The sequence below is a fragment of the Anaerobacillus sp. 63XJN7_5_ISO-PGPR-S23-430 genome (assembly GCF_056173695.1).
In genome coordinates this window covers 3,775,412-3,799,532 of record NZ_CM149686.1, presented here as the reverse complement: position 1 = coordinate 3,799,532, position 24,121 = coordinate 3,775,412, and the positions used below count along the sequence as shown (strand labels likewise).

The 24,121-nt window shown below is 42.7% G+C and carries 23 protein-coding genes; 16 read left to right on the top strand and 7 right to left on the bottom strand.

The window, feature by feature from the left end; all coding sequences use genetic code 11:
- Positions 1–149: 149 nt before the first annotated feature.
- Both AC0VYJ_RS19645 and AC0VYJ_RS19640 read left to right on the top strand, forming a co-directional pair.
- Positions 150–965, top strand: coding sequence for an alpha/beta fold hydrolase (locus AC0VYJ_RS19645; protein WP_475365983.1), 816 nt, complete (start codon positions 150–152; stop codon positions 963–965).
- Between the two features lie 211 nt (positions 966–1,176).
- Positions 1,177–1,554 carry a hypothetical protein gene (locus tag AC0VYJ_RS19640; RefSeq protein WP_475365982.1) on the top strand — a complete coding sequence of 126 codons (378 nt, stop codon included), beginning with the start codon at positions 1,177–1,179 and terminating at the stop codon, positions 1,552–1,554.
- 111 nt (positions 1,555–1,665) lie between these two features.
- Here the strand turns inward: AC0VYJ_RS19640 and AC0VYJ_RS19635 are convergent, their stop codons facing one another.
- Positions 1,666–2,316 (bottom strand): DUF1796 family putative cysteine peptidase, encoded by a 651-nt coding sequence (locus AC0VYJ_RS19635; protein WP_475365981.1) that lies wholly within the window; start codon positions 2,314–2,316, stop codon positions 1,666–1,668.
- Between the two features lie 117 nt (positions 2,317–2,433).
- The gene (locus AC0VYJ_RS19630) at positions 2,434–3,084 is read right to left on the bottom strand and encodes a cyclase family protein (RefSeq protein ID WP_475365980.1); all 651 of its coding nucleotides are present in this window, start codon (positions 3,082–3,084) and stop codon (positions 2,434–2,436) included.
- Between the two features lie 183 nt (positions 3,085–3,267).
- Between AC0VYJ_RS19630 and AC0VYJ_RS19625 the strand changes: the two genes are divergently transcribed.
- From AC0VYJ_RS19625 to AC0VYJ_RS19600, 6 genes are all read left to right on the top strand, one after another.
- Positions 3,268–4,383 (top strand): NAD(P)/FAD-dependent oxidoreductase, encoded by a 1,116-nt coding sequence (locus AC0VYJ_RS19625; protein WP_475365979.1) that lies wholly within the window; start codon positions 3,268–3,270, stop codon positions 4,381–4,383.
- A gap of 203 nt (positions 4,384–4,586) precedes the next feature.
- Positions 4,587–6,197, top strand: a complete 1,611-nt coding sequence (locus AC0VYJ_RS19620; RefSeq protein WP_475365978.1) for a gamma-glutamyltransferase family protein — start codon at positions 4,587–4,589, stop codon at positions 6,195–6,197.
- 32 nt (positions 6,198–6,229) lie between these two features.
- Complete coding sequence (locus tag AC0VYJ_RS19615; RefSeq protein ID WP_475365977.1) at positions 6,230–6,811, top strand: chromate transporter; 582 nt, start codon at positions 6,230–6,232, stop codon at positions 6,809–6,811.
- Positions 6,808–7,338 (top strand): chromate transporter, encoded by a 531-nt coding sequence (locus AC0VYJ_RS19610; protein WP_475365976.1) that lies wholly within the window; start codon positions 6,808–6,810, stop codon positions 7,336–7,338. Before AC0VYJ_RS19615 ends, AC0VYJ_RS19610 begins: the two co-directional genes overlap by 4 nt.
- A gap of 247 nt (positions 7,339–7,585) precedes the next feature.
- Positions 7,586–8,188 (top strand): TetR/AcrR family transcriptional regulator, encoded by a 603-nt coding sequence (locus tag AC0VYJ_RS19605; RefSeq protein ID WP_475365975.1) that lies wholly within the window; start codon positions 7,586–7,588, stop codon positions 8,186–8,188.
- An 11-nt stretch (positions 8,189–8,199) separates the two neighbouring features.
- Positions 8,200–9,363, top strand: coding sequence for an FAD-dependent oxidoreductase (locus AC0VYJ_RS19600; protein ID WP_475365974.1), 1,164 nt, complete (start codon positions 8,200–8,202; stop codon positions 9,361–9,363).
- Positions 9,364–9,481: 118 nt separating this feature from the next.
- Here the strand turns inward: AC0VYJ_RS19600 and AC0VYJ_RS19595 are convergent, their stop codons facing one another.
- On the bottom strand, positions 9,482–10,204 hold the full coding sequence (locus AC0VYJ_RS19595; protein ID WP_475365973.1) for a hypothetical protein: 723 nt from the start codon (positions 10,202–10,204) through the stop codon (positions 9,482–9,484).
- 158 nt (positions 10,205–10,362) lie between these two features.
- On the opposite strand from AC0VYJ_RS19595, the gene AC0VYJ_RS19590 reads away from it, so the two are divergent.
- Positions 10,363–11,865 (top strand): plasmid pRiA4b ORF-3 family protein, encoded by a 1,503-nt coding sequence (locus AC0VYJ_RS19590; protein WP_475365972.1) that lies wholly within the window; start codon positions 10,363–10,365, stop codon positions 11,863–11,865.
- A gap of 163 nt (positions 11,866–12,028) precedes the next feature.
- On the top strand, positions 12,029–12,763 hold the full coding sequence (locus AC0VYJ_RS19585) for a GntR family transcriptional regulator (RefSeq protein WP_475365971.1): 735 nt from the start codon (positions 12,029–12,031) through the stop codon (positions 12,761–12,763).
- 120 nt (positions 12,764–12,883) lie between these two features.
- Here AC0VYJ_RS19585 and AC0VYJ_RS19580 read toward each other — a convergent pair whose 3' ends face one another.
- Both AC0VYJ_RS19580 and asnB read right to left on the bottom strand, forming a co-directional pair.
- On the bottom strand, positions 12,884–14,305 hold the full coding sequence (locus tag AC0VYJ_RS19580; protein WP_194218583.1) for a peptide MFS transporter: 1,422 nt from the start codon (positions 14,303–14,305) through the stop codon (positions 12,884–12,886).
- A 302-nt stretch (positions 14,306–14,607) separates the two neighbouring features.
- Positions 14,608–16,428, bottom strand: coding sequence for an asparagine synthase (glutamine-hydrolyzing) (gene asnB / locus AC0VYJ_RS19575; RefSeq protein WP_475367526.1), 1,821 nt, complete (start codon positions 16,426–16,428; stop codon positions 14,608–14,610).
- 323 nt (positions 16,429–16,751) lie between these two features.
- On the opposite strand from asnB, the gene AC0VYJ_RS19570 reads away from it, so the two are divergent.
- The 4 genes from AC0VYJ_RS19570 to AC0VYJ_RS19555 all read left to right on the top strand — a co-directional run bounded on the left by AC0VYJ_RS19570 (position 16,752) and on the right by AC0VYJ_RS19555 (position 19,950).
- Positions 16,752–17,087: a hypothetical protein gene (locus tag AC0VYJ_RS19570; RefSeq protein WP_475365970.1), complete on the top strand. Its 336-nt coding sequence runs from the start codon at positions 16,752–16,754 to the stop codon at positions 17,085–17,087.
- Positions 17,088–17,439: 352 nt separating this feature from the next.
- Complete coding sequence (locus AC0VYJ_RS19565) at positions 17,440–18,252, top strand: YitT family protein (RefSeq protein WP_194219568.1); 813 nt, start codon at positions 17,440–17,442, stop codon at positions 18,250–18,252.
- Between the two features lie 175 nt (positions 18,253–18,427).
- Positions 18,428–19,102 (top strand): MgtC/SapB family protein, encoded by a 675-nt coding sequence (locus AC0VYJ_RS19560; RefSeq protein ID WP_194218586.1) that lies wholly within the window; start codon positions 18,428–18,430, stop codon positions 19,100–19,102.
- A gap of 173 nt (positions 19,103–19,275) precedes the next feature.
- On the top strand, positions 19,276–19,950 hold the full coding sequence (locus AC0VYJ_RS19555; protein ID WP_194218587.1) for an MgtC/SapB family protein: 675 nt from the start codon (positions 19,276–19,278) through the stop codon (positions 19,948–19,950).
- 62 nt (positions 19,951–20,012) lie between these two features.
- Here AC0VYJ_RS19555 and AC0VYJ_RS19550 read toward each other — a convergent pair whose 3' ends face one another.
- Both AC0VYJ_RS19550 and AC0VYJ_RS19545 read right to left on the bottom strand, forming a co-directional pair.
- Complete coding sequence (locus AC0VYJ_RS19550; protein ID WP_475365969.1) at positions 20,013–20,618, bottom strand: polysaccharide deacetylase family protein; 606 nt, start codon at positions 20,616–20,618, stop codon at positions 20,013–20,015.
- Between the two features lie 31 nt (positions 20,619–20,649).
- Positions 20,650–21,678, bottom strand: coding sequence for a glycosyltransferase (locus AC0VYJ_RS19545; RefSeq protein WP_475365968.1), 1,029 nt, complete (start codon positions 21,676–21,678; stop codon positions 20,650–20,652).
- A gap of 639 nt (positions 21,679–22,317) precedes the next feature.
- Here AC0VYJ_RS19545 and AC0VYJ_RS19540 point away from each other — a divergent pair.
- Both AC0VYJ_RS19540 and panF read left to right on the top strand, forming a co-directional pair.
- Positions 22,318–22,602, top strand: a complete 285-nt coding sequence (locus tag AC0VYJ_RS19540) for a YhdT family protein (protein ID WP_475365967.1) — start codon at positions 22,318–22,320, stop codon at positions 22,600–22,602.
- Complete coding sequence (panF, locus tag AC0VYJ_RS19535) at positions 22,599–24,065, top strand: sodium/pantothenate symporter (RefSeq protein WP_475365966.1); 1,467 nt, start codon at positions 22,599–22,601, stop codon at positions 24,063–24,065. Before AC0VYJ_RS19540 ends, panF begins: the two co-directional genes overlap by 4 nt.
- Positions 24,066–24,121: the final 56 nt, after the last annotated feature.

The following is a 24,121-nucleotide window of genomic DNA, read 5'->3' as shown; positions in this document are numbered from 1 at the left end:
TGCCCGATATATGAAAGAATTTGTCGAATGTTTCTCTCTTCACTATTGTTTTGATATTAGGCAGTTATAAAAGAGGGATATGCTGTTTAGTAGCGAACTTTGTAGGAGTTATACCATAACAAAATTCATATTAAAGGAGATGGTTTACCGTGTCGTTTATCGAAGTGAACGAAACACCGCTCTATTATGAAGATTATGGTCCAAAGGATGCACCAGTTTTGGTATTTAGTCATTCGTTATTCTTTAACTCAGATATGTTTCAACATCAGGTGGAGCATTTTTCGAAAGATTATAGAGTCATTTGCTATGACCACCGCGGTCAAGGGAATAGCGGGAGGTCTTCTTTAGCAAACCTCGATATGGATACGCTTACAAATGATGCTGCTGCGTTGATTGAAAGTCTTGGGATTGAGAAGTGTCATTTTATCGGTAATTCGATGGGTGGTTTCATAGCCCTAAGACTTGCGGCTAGAAGGCCGGATCTTCTTCATTCGTGCGTTGTTCTTGGAAGCTCTGGTGAAGCAGAGTACAAGAAAGAGGAGTTCCAGCCGCTTGTTACACAGCTTCAGAAGAATGGGGCGGAGGAAGTTGTGGATACGCTGATGTACATCATGTTTGGTGATGCATCGCTTGGGTCGATGGAATTCGAAAGAGAGCGTAACTACTGGAGAGATTATATGAAAAAACTTGAGCCATCCATAGGGGATGCGGCTCACCAGGTTATTCATCGAAAGAGTGTGCTTGAGGAGCTGGAAGGCGTAACCGTGCCGGTTCTTGCTGTTGCAGGCGAGCAAGATCATGCGTATACGATTAAACTGTCCGAGAACATTGCGAAAGCAGTTGAGAATGGACGATGCGAGGTTATAGGGAGAGCGGGTCATTCGGTAGCGCTTGAGAAGTCTCCGGAAGTGAATAAAGTGTTGGAGAAGCATCTTGTAAGATTGAAGGTTCGTCAGGGAACTTAAATATTTATACTTAATGGAGAGAATTCTCCATCTAATGTTTGGAAGAATTTTATTTTATAGAATGATTTTGAGAGCCTCGGTTTGATCGAGGCTCTCTTTTTATTTGGGGGTAGAAACGATTAGGATGTGATCGGAAGATAGGGGAATAATGTAATGGTATTTGTAGCAAAATAATTAGGTAGGTATACCATTTGTTGGGAGGTTCTTAGTGATGTGGAAGAAAAGAAACGGTTTTTGGAGTTTAGTGACTGCTGCTCTCCTATTGCTTACTTTTTCTACGAGAGCAAGAAGAGGAACTAGAAAAGCCATTCTTAAAGGAGCGGACGCAGCAATTGACTTAACGGATCAATGGAGAGGGAAGGCTTCTAAAACGACTAAGAGAAGTGAACGTGGAAAAGATGAAATCGAAGTGCCACGATATCCTTCGTATGTAGGTTATGAAGCGAATCGAGGATTAAACGACCGAAAGGGTGCGGAGAAGGTTCGTAAAGTAAACCCCACTCGCTTCAAAAACGCTAAAAACGTTATGAACGATGAAGTGATGCCTTACCATATGGCGGAGATTGCTGAGGAGTTCGATTTAGATTAAGAGGTGCCTGTCACCGCCCGAACTGTGCAACTATTTGTCGAATGAAACAGAGCCCGCTCTCGGGGAGAGAAGGGCTCTGTTTGTGTATGATCGACCTACTGCGGGAATAAGTTAGGGCCTTAATAAGATTCCATCTAATATCTTGTCCCACATCAACGTGTTATCTGGTTGGTTAGGGACTTTTAGAATACAAATATCCTCCATTGGAACGTGTGTATCCTGAACGATTTCGAGGTTTGGATCAGGGGTGAGCAAGAGAATATGAAATGATCCGTTGACGCATTTCTTTAACGTTTGTTGCATTTCGATCGCTTCTGCATAGTTACCAGACCATCTGATAAATAGAATGGAGGAAGCCTGTTGGAATTGCAGAAGAAATCGTTCGATCCGTCGCTCTAGCTTCTGTCGATAGGCCGGATAGGTATCGCTCCATTCTTTATTAGGAAGAATGGGGAAATCATGAACAGACAGCATATTATTATGCGTATCTTGAACAAAATAAGCTTTTGAATTTTGAGCAACTTCGTTATCGTCGAGGAAGTTTGCTTGTCCATCTATGCGTTGTAAATTTTCTAGTAACATGAAATCCCTAAACTGATTTTGAATCACTCGATTAATGCCAGATAGTTTCGGAGTAACAATCCAGTCAAAAGGCATTGAAAATTTCCTTAAGTGATTTCTTCTTAGATGACCTGCAGGACTGCATGAACTACCCAAACTCACAATAAGATCATACGGTTTTTTAACCTCGTCTAAATTCAATAAAGCACCTCCTATAAAATGAATTACTACTAGTAGATGCTTTATTGATCGAGTTGGTTTGTGTTGGTACCTAAAATGTTGATAAGTGGATGTTGAAATCGAAGTAAAGGAAGATTTCTATTCCACTTCCACCGCAACTGCCCTCACAGGTGATCCATCCAATCCTTCAAGTTTTAACGGCAGCGCAATGATGAGCGGATTTTCAAAATCGATCTGGTCGAGGTTACATAAATTCTCTCCGATAATACCGTTGTTGGAGGTAATAGCTTCATGAACTGGAAATGTTGAACCACCTGGTTGATCAACATTAAGCGCATCAACAAAGAAAGTGGTGACGCCTTTTTCTAATAGTGTATTAATAATGTCGACAGATAGGTAAGGGTAGTTAAAATAAGTCTGTGTTCCTATATGTTTTGACCAGCCTGTATGGAAAAGAGCGATCGTTCCTGGAGCGATGCTATCGATTTGGTGTGCTACATCGTTTAATGTGATTTGTTCGCCTGGCTCTTTGCCTGTTACATCAATGACGTGACCGGGTCCCATCACTTTCATTAAATTCGATTGATCGATGGGATCGCCATCTTTCTGGAAGTGGAAAGGGGCATCAAGGTGTGTGCCAGTATGTGTGCCGATATTCATTTGGGTCACCTGGTAGCCGTCTTTGTCATGCTCCGCTACAGGATAAATGTTCGGTTTTGGATCACCTGGGAAAACAGGCGTATCGTTATTAACTGGAATCGAGAGATCAATGATTTTTTTGAAATTCATTTGTGACTCCTCCTTCTTAAACAAACGTTTGATTAAAGGTGAAAATAGCAGGATACGTCTACAGTCTTTCCTTTTCTTCAGTTTGTCATGAAGTTTGTTTGATCACAAGCTATGCCGTGATTGAGTCTCTTCCGACATTCCTGTAAAATACCTAATCAGACAAACGACGAAAAGGTGTAAGATATGAAATCAATGATTGTAATCGGATCTGGTATTTTAGGAGTGTCAACGGCTTATCATCTGGCGAAGCAGGGAGCGGATGTGATGCTCGTTGATCGGAAAGACGCAGGACAGGCGACAGAAGCGGCGGCTGGGATTGTATGTCCATGGCTAACGAATCGACGTGGAGGGGCTTTCTATCGTCTCGTCGAAGCTGGGGCGCGTTATTATCCGGAATTAATTGAAGAGTTGAGAAAAGATGGCGAAATGGATACGGGCTACGCTCGCGTTGGCGCGATTAACATTTATTCAGGTGAGACGAAGCTTGAGAGAAAGCTTGCGCTTGCGATGGAGCGACGGAAGGATACGCCTGAAATGGGAGAGGTGTCACGGCTTTCAGCTGCTGAAACAAATGCGCTGTTTCCTCCGCTTTCAGATCATTACGCCGCTGTTCATGTGAGTGGGGCAGCACGTGTAAATGGCGGAGCTTTACGAAATGCACTCATTCGAGGAGCAAAAAATCACGGTGCGAAGGTGATTCATGGGGATGCCTCACTTTTATGGGATGATGCGAAGGTCAACGGAGTCGAAGTGAATGGCGAGAACTATTTTGCGAACAATGTGATTGTCACTGGAGGTGCTTGGGCGCGTGAACTGCTTCAGCCACTTGGGATGAAGTTCCTCGTTTCACCTCAAAAAGCCCAGATTGTGCATCTCGATCTGCCTGAAACGGATACAGGAAAATGGCCAATCGTCATGCCACCTTTTATTCAATATTTCCTACCATTTGAAAATGGGCGAATTGTCGTCGGGTCCACACAGGAAGATCAGGCTGGCTTTGATCTGCGCGTTACGATGGGTGGTGTTCAGCATATTATTGATCGTGCGTTGAAAGTAGCTCCGGGTCTATCGGATAGCACGTATGTGGAGACGAAGGTAGGCTTCAGGCCGTTTACGCCAGGGAATGTTCCGATTGCAGGAGCGGTTCCTCGCGTGAGAGGACTGCTGGTGGCGAATGGTCTTGGAGCTTCGGGATTAACGAGTGGACCGTTTCTTGGCGCTGAGCTTGCGCGGTTGGTGCTTGGGGAGAGGAATGAGTTGGATCTAGGAGATTATAATCCCGGGAGTGCGTTTGGGTGAGTTGTCTAGGTTGTGGAGAAGAATTTGATAAATGACTGAAAAATAAAAATATTCTAAAGAAAACCTTTTCATCCAAGGGAGCTTCCTATATAATGGGAAAATCTCTGAGGTATGAAGGGGTTTCTTTTTTATGGTTTTTTGAGATTCGGAAATAGTGCTTAGCTTATTCATCTCTACATAAATCGAAAGGAGCTTTTATAACAATGACGACTGATTACTTACATTATCCCTATGCTTCTCAGCGCATGACAACAGTAGCGAACAAAGGAATGGTGGCAACATCCCAGCCGCTAGCGGCACAGGCAGGACTAGATCTGTTGAAAAAGGGAGGGAATGCGATTGATGCGGCGATCGCGACTGCGGCAGTATTGACGGTGGTGGAGCCGACGTCAAACGGGATCGGGGGAGATGCGTTTGCACTTGTTTGGACAAAGGGTGAATTGCACGGTTTGAATGGAAGTGGACCATCACCACAATCGATCTCCATTGATTCAGTCAAAGAACGTGGGTATAATGAAATTCCGAAATATGGTTGGATTCCTGTTACTGTCCCGGGCGTTCCGGCATCGTGGGCTGCTTTGTCGAAACGATTTGGGAAGCTTTCCTTAAAAGAGGCACTTGCGCCGGCGATTCACTATGCTGAGGAAGGTTTTCCGGTTTCTCCGATTTTAAGTAAGTTTTGGAAGAATGCTTATGCTAAATTTGAAGAAGAGTTAAAGGGGGAGGAGTTTCAGCACTGGTTTGAAACGTTTGCGCCGGATGGTCGTCCGCCTGAAGTAGGCGAGGTTTGGAAGTCGAAGGGTCACGCGGAGACGTTAAGGCAAATCGCAGAAACCGATGCCGCTTCTTTTTATAAGGGAGAAATTGCAGATAAGATTGATGCTTTTTCGAAAGCGTATAATGGGTATTTGACGAAGAAAGATCTTTCGGCGTTTACGCCTGAGTGGGTCGATCCGATTTCGGTTCAGTATCGCGGATATGATGTTTGGGAGATCCCGCCGAATGGGCAAGGACTGATTGCGTTGTCTGCGCTGAATATCGTAAAAGGGTTTGAGTTTGATCATAAAGATTCCGTCGATACCTATCATAAGCAAATTGAAGCGATGAAGCTTGCTTTTGCGGATGGACAGAAGTACATTACTGACGAGCAGGAAATGTCAGTCGCTGTTCAGGATTTGCTCTCGCCTGCTTACGGTGAAAGTCGCCGTAAGTTAATTGGTGATGAAGCGCTTTTGCCCTCTCCTGGCCAGCCTCCAAAAGGCGGTACTGTCTATTTAGCGACGGCTGATGATGAAGGAAACATGGTCTCGTTTATTCAGAGTAATTATATGGGCTTTGGTTCAGGACTCGTGGTGCCTGGCACCGGGATTGCGCTCCAAAATCGCGGGCATAATTTTTCGATGGATCCTGAGCATGACAATGCGCTAAAAGGTGGAAAGCGGACGTATCACACGATCATTCCTGGATTTCTCAGTAAAGATGGTAACGCGGTTGGACCGTTTGGCGTGATGGGAGGCTTTATGCAGCCACAGGGGCATTTACAGGTGATTACGAATCTGATTGATTTTCATTTAAATCCGCAGTCTGCCCTTGATGCGCCGAGGTGGCAGTGGGTTGACGGGAAGCGCGTGTGGGTTGAGTCGACTTTCCCTCCTCATCTTGCCGAGGCGCTTAGCCGAAAAGGTCATCAAATCGAAGTTCAGTTGGAAAAGGGTGCGTTCGGCCGCGGACAAATTATCTGGCGTGATCAGCAGTCAGGTACTTTATTTGGAGGCACAGAATCAAGAACAGACGGAACGATCGCCGCTTATTAAAAGGGGCGTGAGGTTTCGGAAGGTGGTGGGTCATGCAACAGTGGCATCTTTTTCTCGCTTTTTTTAGAGTGGGAATGCTTGGGTACGGAGGAGGACCTTCTTCTATTCCACTGGTACATAAAGAGGTAGTTGAGAAATACAAATGGATGGATGACGATGAATTTGCGGACATTCTCGCTTTAGGAAATTCACTTCCTGGTCCAATTGCGACAAAAATGGCGGGATATATTGGGCATCGAGTTGCAGGGATAACAGGGATGCTGAATGCGGTGCTCGCAACGATTGTTCCGACGATTGGCATTATGATTTTCTTGCTAACGTTTCTTTCCACGTTTCGAGAGAAGGCGTGGGTGCAGGGAATGACACAGGCCGTCGTTCCAGTCGTTGGCGTCATGCTAGCGGTGTTAACGTATGATTTTTTCAGAAAAGCACAGGGCAATTTAGGGTGGATTTTAACAATTGCGTTGACGGTTGCTTCCTTTTTATTTATTGAAATTGCGGGGATACATCCGGGAATTGTAATAGGATGTTTGCTGCTTTATGCGTTGCTTAAACCGACTCGTAGTGATGGGAAGCCCGATGATGATCAGGTGAGAAAGGAGCCATCCTCATGATTTACTGGGATATCTTTGTTGCGTTTTTCATACCTGGAATCGTTGGTTACGGCGGTGGACCGGCTTCTATTCCGCTTGTAGAAAATGAAGTTGTTGGTCGGTTCGGCTGGATGAGTGTGAATGAATTTAGTGAAATGCTAGCGATGGCCAATGCGCTACCTGGACCAATTGCGACGAAAATGGCAGGTTACATAGGGTTTCAGCAGGGAGGGGTTCTTGGCGCATTTGTTGGTGTGTTTGCGACAGTGGCACCTTCGCTCGTTCTGATGATTGTCTTACTAAGTTTATTAAATCGGTTTAAGAACTCACCAAAAGTGAAGGAAATGACGGCCCTCATTCGCCCGACGATTGCGATCTTGCTTGGCGTGATGGCGTTTCAGTTCTTTGCTAGTTCATATGAAGGTGCGGGGCTGGTTCAAACGATCTTTCTGATTGTGGCTAGTTTTGTACTGATGGAGAAGATGAAAGTGCATCCAGCGTTTGTGATTGTCGGGGCACTGGCGTATGGGGCAGTGTTTTTGGGATAGGAGCGGGTTCGCTGGATCGCGAGTTAGCGAGTGCCTGTCACCGCCCGAATTAGCGCGAATCAAGTCGAGTTTTGCGGAAGAACAATTCCTTCTAAAAAGGAATTGTTCTTCCGCATTTTTAGATTTAGATATAAGAATAAGGAAGTCTTGCCACGCAAGGTTGCAGTTTCATACGAGTAGGTTTAAAATATGAGTATACTCATAAATGAGCGCAGTCATAAATTAACTGAGGTATTAGGAGGTTATGATGAGCGGACTACGTGAACAAAAGAAGCAGGCAACGAGAAAGACGATCATGGAGGTAGCGAAAGGTCTTTTTCTTGAAAAAGGATATGAAGCGACATCAACAGAGCTTGTAGCTAGGAGGGCCGGGATCGGTTCAGGAACGTTATTTAATTACTTTCCTTCTAAAGCAGAGCTTCTCGTTGAAGTGATGCGAGCGGAATTTACAGGTATGGAAGAGAGGATGGATCTAAGTTTTGAAGTTCAGGAGACAGCTGAAGCTACCGTTCGAAATTATTTAACGAAGCGTTTGGAAGGTTTCAGTTTGCTAGAGAAGAAGCTTTTTCGAGAATTGATTGTGGCGTCATTGAATGCTTATCAAAGTAAACCAGAATTCCTGCAAAGCTTGATGCAGCTCGATTTTATGTTTATTGAAGAGCTGGTTGAACTTCTTAAGGAAATAAGGCGACTAGGTAAGCTTCAGGATAATTTCGAAGTAGAAATTGCCGCTGAGCTTATTTATAGTTCAGTGATGTTTGAAACGCTTATTTACCTTTACCAGGAGGAGCGCAGTCTTGAAGAAGTGTTAGAGCAAACGGGTCGTAAGCTTACATTTATTTTAAAGTGAGGTGAATCGTGATGGACGTATGTATTGTGGGTGGCGGTATTGCAGGATTAACCCTTGCTTATTGTTTGAGTGAAAGAGGAGATCAAGTCACGATTGTTGAGAAATCTCCTTCGATACGAACGGAAGGCTATATGATTGATTTCTTTGGAGCAGGTTATGACGTGGCTGAAAAGCTGGGCATGCTCGATGATTTAAGTCGTATTTATTATCCGATCGATTCTCTTTCTTTTTTGAAGGGAAATGGCTCGGAGAAATACAGGGTTTCCTATCAGTCTCTGCGTGAGTTATTAAATCAAAAGCACTTCAATTTTATGCGCGGAGATCTTGAGACAGTGCTTTATGAGAAGGTTCGAGAACAGGTTACGTTTCGGTTTGGGGTATCTCCAGAGCGAATTGAACAGGATGCGGAAAAGGCGCATGTGAGTCTCTCAGATGGTACGAAACTTACATGTGATTTAGTTGTAGGTGCGGACGGTATGCGATCGAAAGTGCGCTCTCTTTCGTTTAAGGAAGAGAAGGAGCCAATTCGCTACATGGGTTATTATACAGCGGCTTATATTGTTGAAGACCCTGCTTTTCTTGAAAAAATTGATAAGAATTTTTATACGTATTCGGAACCGAATCGCCAGGTTTCTGTGTATCCGATTCGAGGCAATAAAGTGGCGACGTTTTTCTTATATCGCTATCCAGAACAACAGGGGCATGTGCAAAAGGAAAAAGCACTGGAGCAACTGAATGAATATTTTGGTCATATGAATTGGATTGTTCCAGATTTGCTCGAAGCAGGCAAAGAGGCGAAGGATTTTTACTTCGATGAGGTGTCGCAAGTAGGATTATCCCAGTGGCGAAACGGCAGGATTACTTTTGTGGGTGATTCCTGTCAGTGCATTTCGTTACTAGCCGGGCAGGGTGCTTCCATGGCGATGGCGGGGGCATATATGCTTTCAAAATCGCTTGATCAACATCCTAATAATTTAGAAGCTGCGCTTACGGATTATGAACGGTCGCTCCATCCGGATATCGATAAGCTTCAGAAGTCGGCTAGAAGGTTTGCGAGCTTCTTCTTGCCTTCTTCTTGGTGGGGGATTTTTGTTAGAGATGTATTGACGAGGGTATCGGTATGGCCTGGAGTGAGGAAGTTAGTGAACTTTAGTACGGTGCGGCTGCCGAAGTGAGTTTGCGTGAGTTCGCAAGTCGCGAGTAGTCGCGAGTGCCTGTCACCGCCCGAATTAGCACACATATTGTCGAAACTAAAGCCCGCGCTCATGTGAGCGTGGGCTTTAGGTGTGTTGTTTATTCGACTGGAATTAATTTCACCGGCCCTAGCGTTTCGATCATATCCCCATCACTGGTGAAGAAGACGAAATCCCCCGTTCCAACAATGCTGTCTCCTAGTATGGTGTTTACTGTTGGTAATCCACTTGGGTTATAAACGAAGAAGTTTGTGCCTTCTCCAACGTTCGTTACTTGATACCGACCTTCTGGGATATCGCTACCAACAATATATTGTCCGGCGCTGAGTTTAATAGGTTCTTCGTTTTTCTTTACGATGGTTTCTTCGAGTTGATCAATCTCCTTTTTCTTTGCTTTGATTGTGTCATCTAGTGTGTTCACTTTATCCTTTTTCGCTTTAATGTCATCTTCAAGCTTGCTCATTTCTTTTTTCGTGCTTTCCTTTTCTTTTTTTAACTTTTCAATATCTGCAGAGACATTTTCCTTCTCATCGAGTAACTTTTTTACTTCCTCAGCTTTTACTTTAGCTTCTTCTAGATTCTGAGTTTCAGTCGCAAGCTTCTCTTCTGTACTGCTCATTTCATTTTGAATCGATAGAAGCTTCTCACCTTCTTCTTTCGCTGCCTTTTCAGATTCAGTAATCTCTGCTTTGATTTTCTTCAAATCCTCGGTGTAGTTTTCTTCAAGATCCGCGTTCCCAATTAACACTCCGATTAAAACGCTGACAAGGATGGTTGCGATTGCGCCTCCAATGGAGAGGGTAAGGATTAGGCCTTTTTTCAACACACATTCCTCCGAACATGTCTTAGTAAGCTACTATTCTATGTATATTGCTGGGATAGGTCATTTATCACATGAAATGGCGGGTCTGTGTTTCGGAGGGACATGCTATACTGTGAAAAAAGTCGTTTTACCAGAGTGTAAGGAAAGGATGAGAGATGGTGATTTTCCAAATAAAAGTGAGCCTAATTGAGATGAAATCAAAGATTTGGAGACGACTTGAGGTAGATGATTCGATCTTTCTTAGTGAGCTACATGAATACATACAAATTGCTTTTAATTGGTCGAACGCACATCATCATTATTTTATTATGGATCATCGCGATTTATTTACATTAGGTGATGAAGAAAGTGAATTATTCATTGGTCCCACACAAGTAGATTCTCAAAACGCTGGAATGGAAATGCGTGATGAACGTAAAGTTCGGCTTTTGGATGTTTTAAATGAGGAGCAGGTTTCATTAACATACGTTTATGGTTCGGAGGAGAACTGGCGGCATGAGATTTTTCTGGAAAAAGCGTTTAGCGGTCGGAAGGATGCAACTTTTCCAACATGTTTAATGGTCTATAAAGGCGCACCTGAAGAAGGGAAGCGAGATCAGTATGAGCAAGGAAAAATGCCTTCTGCAGGTGAGATGAAGCGTATTAATGAGCAACTTGCTGTTTTTAGGGAGAGTGAGGTAGGTGAGCATGATCTGTGGAAAGAGCTTTTTGAACTTACGATGGCCTATAGAAAGCTTCAACCTTGGAAGTGGATTCATAGCAACGAGATGTTCATTGTAGAAATTCCGGGAACGGGTGAAGTTGCTTATTGTTCGGTGCTCGGGATGAATGGGCAGCACTTTGGGCTTGGCGTTCACCTTGGTAATGACGGTCTTGCTTATAAAATGGCGGTAAGGGATGGCCGTGATGATATTCAGACTGTAATTGAATATGAGCGTAGCTTATTGCTGGCCTTTCAGGCTCGCGATGAGTTAAAGAGAGAGGATCTTCGGTGGATTAAAAAGCTGGGGCTTCGTTTTCGCGGTCGGCAGGAATGGCCGGTTTTTAGAAGTATGTCGTCCGGATATTATCCGTGGCATTTCTCTCGAAAGGAAGTACGGACGTTTTGTGAGATCTTAAAGCAGGCGATTCACGTGGTAGAAGAGACGGAGAAGAATGACGCCTACTTGTTAAAAGGTTATGATGGGCGGTGGCGTGCACGGTTGCTGGAGTCAGGTCAGTGGGTAGATGGCGTGATGAATGCTGTTATAGAACCTGAAGAGGAAGAGGCGGTGCTGATTTCCGAGATTGAAATGAGGCGGATTCAGAAATATAGACAGGTGAAAATGCGTCTTGAGTTTGCATCATACTTTGAAGAAGAAGCGATTCAGGAAAGAGATGGAGAACGTCCGTTTTTTCCGAATGTTGTTCTTGGGGTTGAAGATGAAGGGGCTATGATCGTTTATTATCAGGTGTTTGAGAGAGTTGATTATGGAAAACAGCTACAGGCAGCACTAGTAGAAATGCTTAATAAACTCGGTTTCTTGCCAGCTGAAATCTGTGTGGATTCAGAACGAATAGCACTCAAGATCTCAGCTCTGACATCCAAAGTCGGTATTAGATTAGTGCGTGTTAATCGTCTACTTAATGTGGAAGAAGTGAGAGAAAGAGTTGAGCGGTGACAGGCACTGCCCGATGTTTGTCCTTATTTGTCGAACAGGTGTTATATCAAAAAGGGATCCTAGCCTCAAGAATGGCACTACTATTTTAAAGCGAGCTCCTTTTTAGCTATAATGAATGTATGAACCGAGCCAAACATTTGGCGGCTTAAGAGGAGAGGCTTATATGTCATCAGATAAACTGAACCATAATAAAGGGGAAGCGCTATACCTTCAAATAAAAGACGTTCTGATCAAACGAATTCAAACGGGTGCCTGGAAGCCGAATACGTTGATTCCTACTGAGCAGGATCTCATCAAAGAATTTGATGTAAGTCGAACGACAATCAGGCAGGCGATTTCGATTCTTGTGCAGAATGGCTTGTTAGAGAAAAAGCAGGGGCGCGGAACGGTAGTCAAACCACAGAATTTGATCGGAAATCTTGGGAAGCTTAGGGGCTTCGCTGAAGAAGTGCTGGAACGTGGACAAACTCCCCATTCAAAGGTACTGAGATCAGAATTTCGTGATGACCTTTACCATGAGAATGATATGTTAAAGGTAACGGAAGGTGAGCCGATCCTGCTTGTGGAGCGGATTCGCTTTGCTGATGAGGTGCCGATAGCTCTTGAACGAACGTGCTGGCCAAAGGAAATTGGCGATGTTTTAATTAAATTTGATCTTAATCAGGCGATGTATTATGAAGTACTTGAACAACATCAATATTATCTCAAAAAAGCGAGTGAGCGAATCACGGCCATTAACGCCACGATCAACGAAGCAGACGCACTTGGTATTCGCCCTGGTGAAGCGCTCCTGGAAATGACGCGTCTAAGTCTTGGTATAAATGATCATCCGATCGAATATACGAGAACGAAGTACCGGAGCGATCAATATCACTATAATATTGAGCTTGAGAGGTAGAGTCAGGTCAGGAAATAAATACATCACTTATTGATAGTAATAACTGTGAACGATAAATGAAAAAGGGTTTGCTCTCCATTCGGAGAGCAAACCCTTTTTTGACTAGCCTATTTTATTGGTTTAGTTCATCTGCTTAGCAACATGATCCTCATTAAATTCTTCAAGATGCATGAGTTTTTGTAGCTTCTTAGAAAGCAAGAGCAGGATCACACCTAAACTTAGAGCAGCGACACCTAAATAAATGAAGATTTCAAGGTAGCCTGCTGATGTTGTGAGTGAAGCGATGTAACCTGCAAGGTAGTTAGCAGCAGCGTTACTTAGGAACCAAACACCCATCAATAGTGAAGCGATTTTCACTGGAGACATTTTACTAACTAGAGAAAGTCCGATTGGTGAAAGCGATAGTTCGCCAAGTGTATGGAAGAAGTACGTCACAACCATAAATAGCATGCTAGCTTTTACTGCAATGTTACCTTCATCACTACCGGTCATCATAACCGCCGGAACCATTACCATGAATCCGACACCAAGTAGGATTAAACCGAAAGCCATTTTTGTAGGAATGGCAAAATCACCGCGTTTTGATTTTGCTAGTTTTAGCCAAATGGCTGAAATGATTGGTGCTAGCAATAATACAAACATTGGGTTCAGTGATTGGAAGAAGGATACTGGTACTTCGTAGCCAAAGACCGTTCTATCTATGAAATCCCTTGTATAAAGCGTAAAGGAAGCACCTGCTTGTTCGAATCCTGCCCAGAATGTAACGGTGAAAATGGCTAGGATTAGAATGACTGAAGTACGCTGCTTTTCAATTTTTGTAAGCGGCTTAGCTTTTCCTTCAATCGTTGGTGTTACACGGTTACTGGATGGAGTTCTTCCAATATTACCAAGATATTTTTTAGAAAGTAGATTAAAGGTGATTTGTCCGATAATCATCCCAATTGATGATGCTAGAAATGCATATTTAAATCCAAACGTTTCAACGCCGCCTGTATTTGTATAGAAAACATTAGCGTATAAAAGACCGGCAATTAATGGTGAAATCAGGCCACCAAGGTTAATTCCCATATAGAAAATGGTGAACGCTGAATCTTTTCGCTTATCGTTCTTACTGTATAGCTCTCCAACAAGAGTGGAAATATTAGGTTTGAAAAACCCATTACCGATAATCAGTAACAATAACCCGGTATAAAGGCCCCATTGTTCTTGGACAGCAAACAGTGTAAAATCACCGATGGCCATTGTAATACCACCAATGGTAATGGCCGTTCTTAATCCGATGAATTTATCGGTTAAATAACCACCAATTAATGGTGTGAAGTAAACAAGACCAGTGTACATACCGTAAAGCAATAGTGCTTTATCTTGATCCATCCCCAGTCCTCCGCTAATTAACTCAGCGGTTAAATAAAGAATGAGTATTGAACGCATACCATAAAAGCTATAGCGTTCCCACATTTCTGTGATAAACAAAAGATACAAGCCAGGAGGGTGTTTTAGCTTCCCTTTTTTCGTTGGCTTCTCGTCTATGGTGGTGTCCATAATCAAACCTCCAATTCTTTATAACTTCCCCATTTTAGCAAATTATTTGTCAATTTAAAGCGTTAATGAAAAAGTGCACCTTTTTAAAATGTTTTTAAATTTGTAAAAATTATAAGGGGGTATCACGGATTAACTGTCAAAAATTGGAGGTTTTTTGATTCACTCATGCCTTTAAACCGTTAGTTTGATTGCATTTAAGAAGGAATGTAAAGACTTATGAAAAATAGACGAAGCATTCTAACGATTACAATTGAATTAAAAAAATAAGGAGAACGACCTAGTCGTTCTCCGGTGATATTTGTCTAGCTGACAAGCTCAATATCGTATTCATCAAGCCATGCGTTGATTTGAATCAAGTAGTCGAGTAGACCTTTCATTTGATCGGTATTCAATCCTTCTGCCTCATTCGAAGCAATCGCACGAACTTTTTTCGTATCAATTAATGAAAGAATAGGGGAATCTGGATTGTCGAGAATGTCGATCATCCAATTTTGTACACCCTCAAGATAAACTGGGTCTTTATCACTTGGATACGCACTTTTCTTACGATAAAGGACATCATCTGGAAGCGTTCCTTTTAGAGCGCGACGTAGAATTCCTTTCTCAATGTCATCGACGTTTTTGTAATCAATTGGAACGTTCCACAGGTATTCAACGATACGATAATCACAGAAAGGTACGCGTACTTCAAAGCCTGTTTTCATACTTGCGCGGTCTTTGCGATCAAGCATAAACGGTAGGAAGCGTGTGATGAAAAAGTAAGACATTTGACGCTGTTTCGCTTCAAACTCACTTTCCCCTTCAAGGAATGGAATTTCTTCATAAGCTTCTGCAAAACGCTCTTTCTGGTATTGCTCAGGCTGAATTTGTTTTTTCGTTTCTTCAGAAAGCACGGAAGAAATGCCTTTTAGGTTCACGAGCCATGGATATACTTCAGCATCCAGATATTTTTCCTGATGGAACCATGGATAACCTGAGAATACCTCATCGGCAGACTCACCAGAAAGCGCCACGGTAGCATCCTTTTTCATTTCTTTGAAAAGGAGATAGAGCGATGTTTCGATTTCACCGACGCCGGGCAGATCTCGTCCTCTCATTGGTTCAAGGAGATTTGAAAGCAGCTGGTCCGCTCCGAACGTGACAGAATGATGGTCTGTTCCAACATGGTCAGACACTCGTTTGACCCACGGCTCGTCCATATCATGTCTGAGGAAATCCTTTTGGAAGTGATCTTCGTTTTGGTCGAAATCGATTGAATAGGTTCCTAGCGTTTTGTCTGATTGTTTGAATTCTTGAGCGGCAAGACTTGTTAGGCCACTAGAATCAAGTCCTCCTGAAAGCATCGAAACAACAGGCATATCAGAGATGAGCTGACGTTGAACAGTATCTGTTAAAAGCTCACGAATTGTTTCAGTTGTCGTATCTACATCATCTGTATGAGGCTTTGATTCTAACTTCCAATAGCGGTGCTCTTCGATGGAATCCGCTGTTGCGATCACGTAATGCCCAGGACGAACTTCATCAATCCCTTTGAAAATAGCCTGTCCAGGTGTTCGCATAGGTCCCATTCCGAAAACTTCAGCAAGGCCTTTACGGTCGACTTGTGGCTGCACGGATGGGTGCGCGAGAATCGCTTTCATTTCAGAGCCATAGAAGAGTGAATCGCCCTGTTTTGAATAGAAAAGCGGCTTGACACCGAGGTGGTCACGGCCAAGGAAAAGCTGCTGTTCTTTTTTATCCCAGATCGCAAATGCGAAGATGCCGTTAAAATGTTTCACGCATTCTTCTTTCCATTCCATGTAAGCGTGTAGGACAACTTCTGTATCTGAATTAGAAGTGAACGTATGTCCTTTCTTTTGTAGTTCCTGCGTTAATTCTCGATAATTGTAGAGTTCCCCGTTATACGTAAGAACAAGTTGTTGATCTGATGATGTCATCGGCTGTTTACCGCCGCGAGGATCAATAACGATCAAACGACGATGAGCGAGTGCCGCCTGTTCTGACAGCCAGAATCCTTCTTCATCAGGTCCACGGTGAGCAATAGAATCAGCCATTTTCTTTAGCGTATCTTGCTCCGTTGAGAGGTCACCAGACCAATTAATCCAACCTGTAATGCCACACATAACAATTCCTTCTTTCTTAATAGATTGCTTAAATTTCATCAATTTCCAAATTACTTTCCAATCGTATTCCTCTTATTAGGGGAGGGTCAACATGTGAAAGAGCCCGTAAAAATGGTTTTATTTTCCTTTGTTGGAAAAACAGTAGTTTAATAGTCTTGCTCTTTAGGAAGAGGTGGGAAATAATGGTGCCTGTCACCGCTCGAATAAACTCAAATTTTGTCGAGCACATCTCACGTGCGTTGTCTACTTGTGGACAATTAATTTCAAGCAGTGATAAAATTAATAAGATGTGGATAAGTATGACAGGGAGAGGAGGATTTGAGATGAGACAGATGCTACTGCTGATGTTATTTGGTTTTCTCGTGTTTATAAATCCAGCACAGCAATTAAACCAATATGATTATCATTCTGCCGATAAACCGACGATCAGTGAATTTGCTTATCTCCCAGATGCAAAGTTGATCCCTCCCCCGACATCAGTTTCTCTTCAGAAACAAAAGCTCATTGGCCCTTTTGTTCCGTTTACGAGTGAGCAGAACTTTCAGGATCACCTTACATATCCTCAAAAAAACATGATGCAAATAGAAGCTTTTCCTGATGCGAGAGGCTTCCTGAATGTATATGCTGTTCACTCTAATTACCTTATCAACCTTCTATAAACAATCATTCACTAATGGCAATGATGACGAACTGCTATGTCATTTTCTCGATAAGTTTAAAATGATGAATGCTCATAGTTGAGGTGAAATAATGATGGCAAAGCAAGCACGAACGTCTCAGATGGGCTGTTCTTTTAACCCTCTCAATTATGGCGGGTGTAAAGCTTTCAGAGGGACTATCTAGTCATCGTATCCTGCAGTTAGTGTTATCTTATTTTAAATTAAGTACAATGTTTTGATAGATAATAGAGGAGGCAATATTTTGAGTGAAAGTAAACCGTTAGAAGAGTTAATTAATGAAACGAAAATTCATAAAAAAACACCGCTTCAAGAAAAAGCCAGAAGAACGTTTATGATTACATTAGGTGCCGTCATTATGGCCGTCGGTCTAGAAGTTTTTCTAGTACCCAATCAGGTTATTGACGGAGGTATTGTTGGTATTTCCATTATGCTCTCACATTTAAGTGGCATTAGCTTAGGAATTTTCTTATTCGTTCTTAACCTTCCGTTTATTTATATCGGCTACAAACAAATTGGTAAGACGTTCGCTTTTTCAACGCTGTACGGTATCGTAATTTTATCCATATCGACTGCGCTATTGCATCCTGTCCCTGCTTTTACTGATGACATTCTCTTAGCCACATTGTTTGGCGGAGTTGTCCTCGGAATTGGGGTCGGAATGGTCATTCGTTTTGGTGGATCACTTGATGGAACAGAAATTCTTGCGATTCTTGCGAGTAAAAAGCTTCCGTTCTCTGTTGGAGAAATTATCATGTTCGCGAACCTGTTCATTCTTGGTAGCGCAGGATTCGTATTCAGCTTTGATCGCGCGATGTATTCATTGCTCGCCTACTATGTTGCTTATAAAATGATCGATATTACGATCAAAGGTCTTGATGAATCAAAGTCCGTTTGGATTATTAGTGACAACCATAAAGAACTCGGCGATGCTATTTTAAGCCGCTTAGGCAGAGGGGTAACCTATTTGCACGGCGAGGGTGCTTTTTCTGGTGATGATAAGAAAGTGATTTTCTGTGTAATCACTCGACTAGAAGAAGCGAAATTAAAAGACATTGTCGCTGACCATGATGATTCGGCTTTCCTTGCGATGGCCGATATTGCAGAAGTAAGAGGCGGTCGCTTTAAGAAAAAAGATATTCATTAGTGATGATATAAAAGTCGTTTGAGAGTTGCAGGGGGATGATCCTCTAGCGACTCTTTTTTATGTGGTGTGATTCACGCATTTGATTTATTTCGTGGGTGAGTGTTAATTCCTTTTGATCCTTTGCTCCTTTTATTGGTAAAATAATAGAAATATCTATTGAAGGCAGGTGTGTCGCGTGGTAGTTATCGTCGTTAAACTTTGTATATCAGCTTGTCTAGGACTCATGATTGGAATTGAACGCGAGTTAAAGCATAAGCCTCTAGGTTTAAAAACGTGTATGGTTATTGCAGTGAGCAGCTGCTTATTAACGATTGTTTCCATTGAATCTGCTGAAACGTACTCTCAGATATCTGACAACATCCGAACAGATCCAATGCGACTTGCTGCTCAAGTTGTTTCTGGGATTGGTTTTATCGGTGCGGGCGTTATTTTAAGACGAAATAACGATGCCATCTCTGGATTAACAACCGCGGCGATTATATGGGGAGCTTCTGGACTAGGTATCGCCGCAGGAGCGGGATTTTATTTTGAAGCGTTTGTAGGGGCAAGCTTGATCCTGTTTAGTGTAAATATCCTTCCCTGGATTATCAAAAAAATTGGCCCTAGCCAGCTAAGACAGCGTGAGATGAGAGCAAAAATTACGCTTCGAAAAGGAACGAACATTACCGCATTTATGAAAACAATCCAGGCGGCCGATTTTGAAATCAAGCACGTTCGCGTTCGCGATACGAAGGAAAAAAACCATCAAATAGATTTGCGTCTGCTTACCTTTGAAGCGAATCATACGACTAGTATTTATCAGCAGTTAAGAGACATTGACGGCGCAACGTTTGTGGAGGTTGAAGGGTAGCGCGTAGCGGGGCACGAAGGTGCCTGTCACCGCCCGATTTAGCTCACATTCTGTCGAACTCTAAACTAAGTGCTTCGGAGTGGCCATTCGTCGTATTCTAATATTTCCTTCTCCTGAATAGAGTAATACAGAGGTGCGCTACTTCTATTTTACGACGTTGGAGATGACGAACGATGGTAGTTGTGCTTATTAAACTATGTATTTCTGGTTTGCTCGGATTAATGATTGGGATTGAGCGCGAGTTAAAGCATAAGCCACTCGGTTTAAAGACTTGTATTGTCATCGCAGTAAGCAGCTGTTTGTTAACGATCGTGTCGATTGAATCGGCGGAAACGTTCGCGGAGCTTTCCCCGAATATTCGAACGGATCCAATGCGATTGGCCGCTCAAATTGTTTCTGGGATTGGCTTTATCGGTGCGGGTGTAATCTTGAGGCGAAATAATGATGCGATTTCTGGCTTAACAACTGCAGCGATTATTTGGGGAGCATCTGGATTAGGAATAGCAGCGGGTGCCGGTTTTTATTATGAAGCTTTTGTTGGTGCTGGATTGATTCTGTTCAGTGTGAATATTCTTCCATGGATCATCAAACGGATTGGCCCAAAGGCACTTAGACAGCGGGAAATGCGTGCCAAAATCACGTTAAAGAAAAGTGTAGATGTGACTCATTTTATGAAAGCCATTGTGGCAAATGATTTTGAGATTCGACACGTTCGTGTGCGAGATACAAAAGATAGAAACCCGCAAGTTGAGTTGAAACTTATGACGTTTGAAAAAAATCATACGACGGATATTTATCAGCTTCTTCGAAAAGTGGAAGGCGTAAATGAAGTAGAGGTTGAAGGGTAAATGAGTCGTTGCGTGATCTAAAAAGGGAAGGAGGTAGCCATTTATGAGCCACCTCCTCTTTTTTATTTTTTCAACGGTGGTAGTAAGGAAAATTCATAGCCCTCGGCGCGGATTTTTTTGATTAGATCTGGGAGCACCTGGATAGTTTGTTGTAGTTCATGAAGGAGAATAATGGCACCATTTTCAAGGTTCTGAATCACATTTTGTAAGATTTCTTCCGGATGGCGTGCAAGTTCCCAATCCATTGAGCTAATTCGCCACATCACCGTTGTTAAGCCAAGATCCTGAGCTGCTTTAATTGTATCAAGATTATATTGACCAAACGGCGGCCTAAAATAAGTCACAGGTGAGCCGGTGATTTCGTGGATTTTTAGCTTGCTGTATTCAAGCTCCTCAAACTGCTCGGCATAACTAAGTTTTGTTAAATTAGGATGTTTGCAAGAGTGGGTGCCAATTAGATGACCTTCATCTAGTACTCTTTTCCAAGGTCTTTCTTTATAGAGGAGGCGTGACTGCCAGAAAAACATGGCTTGTACCTCTTCCTTTTTTAAAATATCGAGAAGTTTAGGAAGCACACGTCCTGGACCATCATCAAAGGTTAAGATGACTGTCTTATTTGCTCCTTTTTCTCCTGATGTAATGACGTTTTGATCAATAGAGTCGTACACGACCCTTGAGCTGTCAACGACTCATGGACTTTTAATCATCATCGTTTCCTCTTTTCTTTAGCTCTGCCAGACTTTTTTCGTACATGTTAACCATTGCTGAGATTTCTTGTGTCGCAGAATGGTGCTCTTCAACATACGTAGCTGCATTTTCACCTAGTACTTCTCGGAGAGACGCTTTATCGATTAAACGAATAGCATATGTTAAGAATTGATTGATGCCGTCATAAACGAATCCAGTCTCTTCGTTCGAAACGAGGCTCATGTTTCCTTTGTTTTTTGAGACGAGTACAGGTAAACCGAAACTCATCGCCTCGAGGATAGCAGAGGATTGTCCTTCGCTATGAGATGTATTAATTACAGCATCTGCATTACTGTATAATGCTTCCATGTCTTTATGAGGAATCACTCCTTTATAAGTCACCCAGTCACTGTTTTCTAAAACTAACTGCTGAACGAGCTCTCCCTCATCAGGCTCTAGTATTGGGCCGACAATCGTTAAGTTAATGTTTGCGTTAGTTTTGCGTAATTCCAGTAGACTATTAATTGCGAACGGAATGTTTTTCACTTTTCGTATGCCTGCGGGAAGAAGAAAATGGAACGTGTCCGGTTTGGTTTTCTCTAGTACGTTTCTTTTTCTAGAGGTGCTCGTTCCCTGTGCAATCACATAAAGCTTATTTTCTAATTTTGGTAAAATATCGAGAACAATGCGCTTAGCCTTTTCATCAAAAACATGGACTGCTAACGCATTCGTTAAACAGGCAATAACATCGTTTTTTCTAGTTGGGTTCATTAGGTCATGGTTCAAATCCGTTCCCGTTAGTGTAACGGTATAATTTGTGATTGGAGGACTTATTGATTTTATAAATTGATAAAAACGATAAGCATTAAAACCGTGAATCAAATCAGCATCTTTAAGGGAATGGTGATGATCGTCTTGCTCTGTTATAGAGATCACTTCCGTTTCGACACCAGCATGAATCAATCCATCAGCAATACGCCGAACGGTGATCGTATTGCCGCGAAGCTGGTGAAAGAAAGGGGTAGCGAGGATTACTTTCATGCATGCTCATCCTTTAGTCATTTGGGTGGTGTGGGTGGTGACAGGCACTCCCCGATATTTGTCATATTGTGTACTCTCATCTTCCTTCTGATAAAGTTTGATTGAAGGAACAGTTGTGATTTTGGTTCGTACTGTATATTAGTTTACTAAAGATTAGGAGTGTGACAAATATGAAGGGGTTTTTTCGAAGGTTAATTGGATTAGAGAAATGTATGATTTGTCATAGGAAACCTACACGTCCTCAATATTATTTAGATGATGAGGGAAATCGGAAGCCGGTTTGTTTTAAATGTGTGTCCTATGCGGAGAGAAGGGCTTATCGGAAGGCGTAATGTGTGTTAAATAAACGTTTGTTTAATATCAAAATAAAAGAGTGAAGAGTCCTATGAATAGGGCGCTTCACTCTTTTAACGTAGGCCTTGATTTTTATGATAAACGGAATATGCTTGCCTGTACTTATTTAAGCTAGTTTACTGAGATATACAAAGAAAAACATGGCAGCATGTCATTATTTCTTTTACCCTTATAATGGTTCACTGCTATACTCATTAAGGAGTCCGCTGTGATAAACATTTCACTATGGTTGAAGAAGACCTTCTGGTTATAATAGAACGAGGTTTGTTTTGAAGGAGGAAAAGCATGAAGCAACACGAAGAAACGCCTAAAGATGATCCGCGATACCTCGTGGCCAATCGTGAAGCGCTTATTGGCGTTGGGCTTGTTTTAATAAATTTTATACTCTGGTATGGATTTGCCTACGGTTTTGGTTCAAAACCAGTAGAGGAGTATAGCTATATATGGGGATTACCAGCGTGGTTTTTCTACAGCTGTCTGCTTGGAACTGGGATTGTGATTGTCCTTGTGATTTTAGCGGTTGTCTTCTTGTTTAAAGAAGTTCTGTTTGATGAGGAGGAGGACGAATGAATTGGCAAGTTGTGATTCCTCTCCTTATTTTTCTTGTTATCATTTTTCTTATTGGTTTTTATGCCTCAACACATTTGAAATCGACTTCGAACTTTTTGCAAGAGTACTTTCTAGGTAGTCGGCAACTTGGTGGATTTATACTCGCGATGACGATGATTGCTACATATGGAAGTGCCAGTAGTTTTATCGGAGGCCCTGGTGTAGCTTACACGATGGGGCTGGGATGGGTGCTTTTATCGATGTCACAGCTTGCCACTGGTTACTTCGTATTATCTGTTCTGGGGAAAAAATTTGCGATTATGTCTCGGAAAATTCGGGCAGTTACGTTGATCGATTTTTTGAAGGAACGTTACCAAAGCAAAGCGGTTGTCATTTTATCTGCGCTTAGTATCATTATTTTCTTATTTTCCGCGATGGCTGCCCAGTGGGTCGGTGGTGCAAGACTCATTGAATCGTTGACAGGGTTGCCTTATACGGGGGCACTGTTTATTTTTGCGGTGTCTGTTCTTGTGTATGTTATTATCGGAGGATTTCGCGCGGTTGCGATCACGGATACGGTTCAGGGCATCGTGATGTTAGGTGGAACGCTTGTTATCCTAATTGGAACGGTTATAGCGGGTGGTGGCGTTGAGAGCATTGTTACTACGCTTGCGTCTGAAAATCCTCACTTAATTTCTCCTTTTGGTGCTGATCGATCTTTAACACCACTGTATGTATCGTCTTTCTGGATTCTCGTGGGCGTAGGGGTTGTTGGTTTGCCACAGGTGGCCGTTCGAGCGATGTCTTATAAAAGCTCAAAAGGCATGCATCGTGCTTTAATAATTGGAACGATCGTAGTTGGCGTCATTATGCTCGGAATGCATCTCACTGGGGTGTTTGCACGCGCGGTGCTTCCTGGAATTGAGGTAGGAGATACGGTTATGCCGAGAATTGCCCTAGAAGTGCTACCATCCTGGCTCGCGGGAATTGTTTTGGCTGCTCCTATGGCTGCTATCATGTCGACAGTGGATTCGCTGTTGCTACTTGTTAGTTCTGCCATCGTGAAAGACGTCTACCTGAATTACGTGAAGCCTGAAGCGAGCGATCAAACGATCAAGCGAATTAGCGTAGGTGTGACAATGGTATTGGGAATATTGGTGTTTGCAATGGCTGTTAACCCTCCGGAACTTCTCATTTGGTTAAACTTATTCTCTTTTGGAGGCCTTGAAGCTGCGTTCATCTGGCCGGTTGTTATGGGACTTTATTGGAAGAAGGGAAATGCGAGCGGTGCGATGGCTTCCATTCTTGTTGGAGTTGGAAGCTATATTGGATTTAATACATTTATGCCAAATGCATTTGGGATGCATACGGTTGTGCTGCCGGTACTGCTTTCGTTTCTAAGTTATGTGAGCGTGAGTTTGATGACGGAGAAGAAACATGCTGTGGTTCAGGAAGAAGTAGTATTGAGGTTATGGAAGGTGTGAAATGGTGCCTGTCACTACCCGCTTTTTGAGAGAATTTGTCGAATGATAAATAAGGA